Below are 6,080 nucleotides of genomic sequence, written 5' to 3'. Positions count from 1 at the left end.
CGGCGGCGTGAGCATCGAATCAATGAACGGAGAAACGAGGAGCAAGACGATGAGGATACCGAATGCGACGGTGCCGACGAAGAATGCGACGGCGATCGTACGGCCGTCGTTCATGTCGCACGGCACGCTGGAGTCGAGGAACCTGAAGGAGACGCGCAGGTTCTTCGAGGAGGTGCTGGGACTGGAGTGCGTGCGCCATTCGAAGTCGTCGATGGCGGTGCGTTGCGGGATGAAGTTCCACATCGTGTGCGTGGAGGTGGGCGAGACGGTGAAGCCGCAGAGTTCGCAGCACCACTGGGGCCTGGACGTGGACAGCCGGGTGGAGGTGGATACGGCGCGGCAGAAGGTGGTGGAACTCAAGGAGCATTACAGGATCCGCCAGATCCTGGATTCGGAGACACGACACGGGGTGTACTCCTTCTACATCGAGGACCAGGACTACAACTGGTGGGAGATCCAGTACTACGACGGGGTCCAGCATGACGACATGTTCGACTTCGGCGATCGCTTCGGCGATGCCGACTCCGACCTGCATGGCGATCTCGGCGGCAACCGATAAGCAGTAACGACAAGACAGAAAACAAGGAAGGAGACAACATGGATTACCGTTTATTGACGTTCATGTCAGAAACAGGCCCGCGTGCCGGCATCCTGGTGGGCGAGCGTATCTATGACGTGGCGCACCTGACCACCGTGTCATCGTGGAGCACCGTGCTCGGCATCCTGGAGCAGTGGAGTATGGCCGGGAGCGCGCTCGAGGAAGCTGCCCGCCGCATCGAGGCCGGGGCCGCAAGGTCGGGCGGCCAGCCGCTTGCGCAAGCCCACCTGCTGGCCCCGGTGCTGCACCCCGGCACCATCTACTGTGCCGGCGCCAACTACAGCGATCACCGCGAAGAGATGGCGCGTGCGCTTGGCCTGGAGCCGACCCCGGATATGAAGGAGCTTGGCGAAACGCCATGGCATTTCATCAAGACAGGCCGCAGTTCCGTGGTCGGTCCCAACGCCGCCGTCACGCTGCCGGCATACGCCAAGAACGTCGACTGGGAAATCGAGCTTGCCGTAGTGATTGGAAAGCCCGCCAAGGACGTCCCGGTGGAGAAGGCGCTTGATCATGTTGCCGGATACACCATTGCCAACGACCTGTCGGCACGCGACGCGATGCGACGGGCCAAGATGCCGCCGACCAGCCCTTTTCACCTGGACTGGATTGGACACAAGAGCTTCGATGGCTCATGCCCGATCGGGCCGTGGATCGTGCCGGCGAGCCAGATCGCCGATCCGCATCGGCTTGCGCTCAAGCTCTGGGTATCCGGCGAGCTGATGCAGGACTCGAGCACGGACAAGCTGATCTTTGACATTCCAGAGCAGATCTCGATGCTGTCGTCGCGCGTCACGCTGCAGCCTGGCGACATGATCCTGACCGGCACGCCGGCCGGCACTGGCGCGCCGCAAAAGCGCTTCCTTCGCCCTGGCGAAACCGTGCGGCTGTCAATTGAAGGCATTGGCGAGTTCGAACACAGCATGGTCTGAACCTGCGCTGTTTCCTCCAATCGCCTTGCCATCTCAATTGCAGGAGAAGACCACACATGTCGGGCCTCAAATCAATCATGCTGTCCACGCTGGCCGGTATTGCGCTATGCGGAACAGGATCCAGCGTTTCAGCGGAAGAGTTTCCATCCAGGGTCGTCCGGGTGCTGTCCCCGTACGCACCAGGGCTGGCTCCGGACGTCGCGTTGCGCATTGTCGCGGGAAAACTCGAGCGGAGCTGGCAGGGGAAGCCGGTCGTGATCGAATCGCGCCCCGGTGCGAACGGCACGCTGGCGATCGGTGCTGCCAAGAAAGGCGACGCCAGCGGGCACACTTTGCTGCTGCTCGGCCATTCTCATCTCACCATCAATCCGGTGCTGCATTCGAATCTCAACTATGACGCGCAGCAGGACTTCATTCCGCTGGGCATGCTCTACCGGGCGCCGTTCTATATTTGCGTGGCGACAAACAGTCCGTACAAGACCGTGGGGGACTTGCTTGCCGCGGCCAGGGAGAAACCCGGCAAGCTGACCTACGCAACCAGCTACATCGGAAGCCCTTCGCACTTTGCCACCGCCAAGCTCGAATTCATGACCGGAACCGACATGCTCCCGGTCCACTATGCGACCGAAGGCACGCAGGCATATACCTCGATTGTCAATGGCGATGTGGTGTTCACGCTGGCGTCGGCAGCATCTGTCGAGCCGCTGGTGAAGTCCGGCCGCCTGCGCATGCTTGCCACGACTTCTCCCACGCGCGTGCCCAGTCACCCGGAGGTTCCCACGATCCGCGAATCCGGTGGGCCGGCGGACTACGAGTTCGAGACCTGGTCGGCCCTGGTGGCGCCGCGCGGCACCTCGGAGAGCGTGGTTCGCAAGATTCGCGCCGATATCAGCAAGGCACTGGCTGACCCTGAGGCGAGGGCGCGCCTCCAGTCCCTGGGCTTTGAACCGGCGCGGGAACGGACCCAGGAAGAATTCTCCTCGCTCATTCGCGATGACCTGAAGCGAAACCAGGACCTGATCAAGCGCACCGGCATTTCGCTGCAGTAGCGGTTGTCAGCGGGCGCCGCTTCGCCTCACAGATCAAGGAATTCCGGGAGCTGCCGCCATCGACTGCGGCAGCATCGCAACGCGTGTACTGAATGGCAAATCCATTGCGGGAGAATGACGTGTACGGCCACGACAAGAACGATGTTGATGAACGGGAAGCGCGGGATGGCGGAGGACGCCCGGCCGCACCAGCCGATCGCGGCGGCTTTTCCAGGCGCGATTTTCTACGAGGCGGCCTGGCCGGTGTAGGCGCGGTGGCGGGTGCCGCCGTGGCTGGCAACAGCCTTGCACAGAAGCCGGGGGGCATGGCCCCGCTTCATGGCCGTTACGGCGCGGCGGAGGCGACCGTGCCAGGACGGAGGATCCTGCTGAAGGGTGGGATCGTACTGACGCTTGACAAGAAAGTAGGCGACTTCGAAGTTGCGGATGTGCTGATCGAGGGAAAGAAGATCGTCGCAGTTGGCCCGAACCTCAAGGCCGAGGCGCAAACGATCGACTGCTCCGGCACCATTGTCATGCCAGGATTCATCAGCACCCATCATCACCAGTATGAAAGCCTGCTCCGCAGCCTGACCACCGACGTGCTGCACATCCGGAACATTCCCACCGACGCCGAGCAGCCAAAGGCGGTATGGCCGCTGGAGACCTATACCACGGTGGTCCAGCAGATCTGGACGCCAGGCCGCATTCCGAATCCCGCCGGCGGCGGGACGCCCGTATGGGATCTGGGACGCCCGCCCTATGATCCCGAGGATTGCTATCTCGCGGAGTTGCTTGCCAGCCTGAGCCAGATCACCCAGGGCATCACGACAAGCACTGACACCTCGCAGTCGTCGCATACGCCTGCCTATACCGACGCGATGATCCGGGGCCTGATGGATTCAGGGCAGCGCGCCGTCTTTGCCTATTCACCGGGGACTGACAGGTCCGCGCAGTTTCCGGACCAGCCCTATGAGTGGCCCGGCCGCAGCGGCGATACGTCGTTCGGCCTTGGCCGGCTGGCCAAGAAGTACTTCAGTTCGCGCGACCAGCTGGTGACGCTGGGCGCATGGGCCAGCTGGAAGCCGGTAGTCGATCCCAAGACGAAGCAGGAGCAGAACTATACGGGGTGGCAACTGGCGCGCGAATTCGGGGCGTTGATCAACAACCATGCCGCGCATGGCCAGATGGTCAAGGACATGGCTGCGGATCCGCGCAACGGCACCGACTGGTCTGACGTCACGCTGGTGCACTGCAACCTCTGGCAGGACGAGCCCGTGGCCCAGATCGGCGTCAACAACGTCACCTCCCGGGCCTGGCAGATCCTGTCTGAGAGGGGCGGGCATGCGTCCATCTCGCCGCTGGTCGAGATGCAGATGCGGCACGGGATGCCGCCGTTCCAGCTATGCCTGAACTATGGCATCTTGCCCAGCCTGAGCCCGGATATCGAGGCGAACATGACGGCGAATCCGTTTTCGCTGATGCGCAGCGCCTACACACTGCAGAGAGGCCTCGCCAATGACCTGGTCTATCTGCTCAGTGACCCCAACCAGCTCTCGGTGCCGCAGCTCGTGACATCGCGGCAAGTCATCGAGATGATGACGGTCGCCGGCGCGGCGGGTTCCGGGCTGCTGGATAAGGTCGGGACACTGACGCCGGGCAAGGAAGCCGATATTGTCATCCTGGACGCGAACACCATCAATACCGCGCCAATGAACAACGTGCCCGGGACGATCGTGACCCTGATGGAATCGCGCAACGTCCGCGATGTACTGATTGCCGGAAAAGTCGTGTACCGAAACGGCAAGCTGGTCGGTTGGGATGTCGGCAAACTGGTGCGCGATATCAACAAGGCTCGCGACCGCATCCTCGCACGCATCAACGGCCCGGCGCTGGTGGGCTCCATTCCCAAGGGCCTGAACAGCCAGTCCGATCCCTACCGGCCGAACTTCCTCGGGTCAAACGGATATCACGGACAGAACAAGACCGCGCCGGAGTACGTGCTGCGGCCGTAGTCGCACGCAACCTTCTTGCGGCCGGTGCCGGGACCCCGCCGGTCCGGCCCGCAGTCATCCTTGATCCAGCTTCCATGGTGGCGGTTCGGCCAGGCCGAACCTGCCATGGGGACGGCCGCGTGCGCCGTGGAGAAATCGATTTCCGATCACGCGTCTTTGCGTGCCAAAGATGGAAGTGATCTGCCTTTCCTTTGTCGTCTTACAGATTGTGAGCAGGTAATTTGTTCTTGGAGGAGCGCTGTCGCCGGGAAGTACGAGGGCGGTTGGCCGGCGGCAAGCAAATTATTCTTATATATGGAGAGCATTGGACATGAAGAGATCACAGGCTTCGCTGGCGGCACTGACGCTGTTTTCCGGCGCCGCGTATTCGCAATCGAACGTCACCTTATATGGCGTGCTGGACGCCAATATCGAATACGTCAGCAATATCTCGCAGGCCCCCACGACCGTGAATCCCGCCACCGGGCAAGTCAACGCCGGCCCTGCGGAGAACAAGATCGGGCTTTCCAGCGGCGCACTGTCCGCTGCGCGCTGGGGCCTGCGCGGGGCTGAGGACCTTGGGGGAGGCATGCAGGCAGTGTTTTCGCTGGAGAACGGTTTTGGCGTGGACGATGGCAAGCTCAAGCAAGGCGGCCGCCTGTTCGGACGCCAGGCCTTCGTTGGCCTGAAAAGCGGGCTTGGCACGATTACCTTCGGCCGCCAGATGACCGCGCTCAGTACCGCGCTTGGCAATTACTCGCCGACGGCATTCGCGTATCAGTATGAGCCCGTTGATGTGATGACCGGCGTGAACTACCGGTCAGACAACACCGTCAAGTATGTGGGAACATTCGGCGGCCTCACCGCCGCGGCGCACTGGACCTTCGGCAATGGTGCCGCCGGCGCGGGCGAGGTGCCCGGCCAGTTCCGCAGGGACAGCGGCTATGGTGCCGGCCTGTCCTATGACAGCGGGCCTTTCGGTGTCAGTCTTGCCTATGACCAGTATGACCCGACCATCAATGCCGCGACCGGTGCCACCGGCAAGTTCCGCAAGGCTGCCAGCGCGGTCAAGTACAGCTTCAAGCGAGGCGTGGTCATGGCGGGCTATCGTTGGGAAAAGAACCTGTTCCCTGACGATTCCACGGCATTGCGCGATGATTTCTGGTGGATTGGCGGCAACTACGAAGTCCTTCCGGCGCTGACCCTGACGCTGGCTTACTACTACCAGAACATGAAGACCCTGAAGCTGGTGCCGACGGCGCCGACGACCAATCCGGCCAATCCCTGGCAAGTGTCCTTCATGGCCGACTACAATCTCTCCAAGCGGACAGACATTTACCTGACCGCCGCCTACGCCAAGAACGCCGGTCTGGCGCTTCACAATGCCACCCTCGGCTTCGCCAACATCTATGCGCTGGGGCAAGGCAAGAACAGCATGACGGGCGTCGCAGTCGGCCTTCGACACAAGTTCTGATTTCTGTCGAAGGGCGCGGTGCGCTGATGACGCGCGAAGTGAAGCAGGTGCAGA

General features: G+C 62.1%; 6 protein-coding genes. 5 read left to right on the top strand and 1 reads right to left on the bottom strand.

The window, feature by feature from the left end; all coding sequences use genetic code 11:
• The coding region (locus AC3WLF_RS28700) for a hypothetical protein (protein ID WP_492359143.1) at positions 1–243 on the bottom strand (243 nt) is incomplete at its 3' end.
• Between AC3WLF_RS28700 and AC3WLF_RS28695 the strand changes: the two genes are divergently transcribed.
• The 5 genes from AC3WLF_RS28695 (at position 173) to AC3WLF_RS28675 (ending at position 6,026) form a co-directional block, all read left to right on the top strand.
• Positions 173–559, top strand: a complete 387-nt coding sequence (locus tag AC3WLF_RS28695; protein ID WP_492359142.1) for a VOC family protein — start codon at positions 173–175, stop codon at positions 557–559. The genes AC3WLF_RS28700 and AC3WLF_RS28695 overlap by 71 nt on opposite strands.
• A gap of 38 nt (positions 560–597) precedes the next feature.
• Positions 598–1,530, top strand: coding sequence for a fumarylacetoacetate hydrolase family protein (locus AC3WLF_RS28690; protein ID WP_492359141.1), 933 nt, complete (start codon positions 598–600; stop codon positions 1,528–1,530).
• 56 nt (positions 1,531–1,586) lie between these two features.
• Positions 1,587–2,579, top strand: coding sequence for a Bug family tripartite tricarboxylate transporter substrate binding protein (locus tag AC3WLF_RS28685; RefSeq protein ID WP_492352586.1), 993 nt, complete (start codon positions 1,587–1,589; stop codon positions 2,577–2,579).
• A 119-nt stretch (positions 2,580–2,698) separates the two neighbouring features.
• Positions 2,699–4,573, top strand: coding sequence for an amidohydrolase family protein (locus tag AC3WLF_RS28680; protein WP_492359140.1), 1,875 nt, complete (start codon positions 2,699–2,701; stop codon positions 4,571–4,573).
• A gap of 310 nt (positions 4,574–4,883) precedes the next feature.
• Entirely contained in the window at positions 4,884–6,026 is a 1,143-nt protein-coding gene (locus AC3WLF_RS28675) for a porin (protein WP_492359139.1), read from the top strand.
• Positions 6,027–6,080: the final 54 nt, after the last annotated feature.

The organism is Cupriavidus sp. FW306-01-F10A, assembly GCF_058782785.1.
The sequence above is the reverse complement of the archived record's forward strand: the minus strand, read 5'-3'. Positions and strand labels throughout refer to the sequence as shown.

Coding starts and splice junctions, on each gene's coding strand:
- AC3WLF_RS28675 (WP_492359139.1), top strand. CDS start 4,884: ATGAAGAGATCACAGGCTTCGCTGGCGGCACTGACGCTGTTTTCCGGC.
- AC3WLF_RS28685 (WP_492352586.1), top strand. CDS start 1,587: ATGTCGGGCCTCAAATCAATCATGCTGTCCACGCTGGCCGGTATTGCG.
- AC3WLF_RS28690 (WP_492359141.1), top strand. CDS start 598: ATGGATTACCGTTTATTGACGTTCATGTCAGAAACAGGCCCGCGTGCC.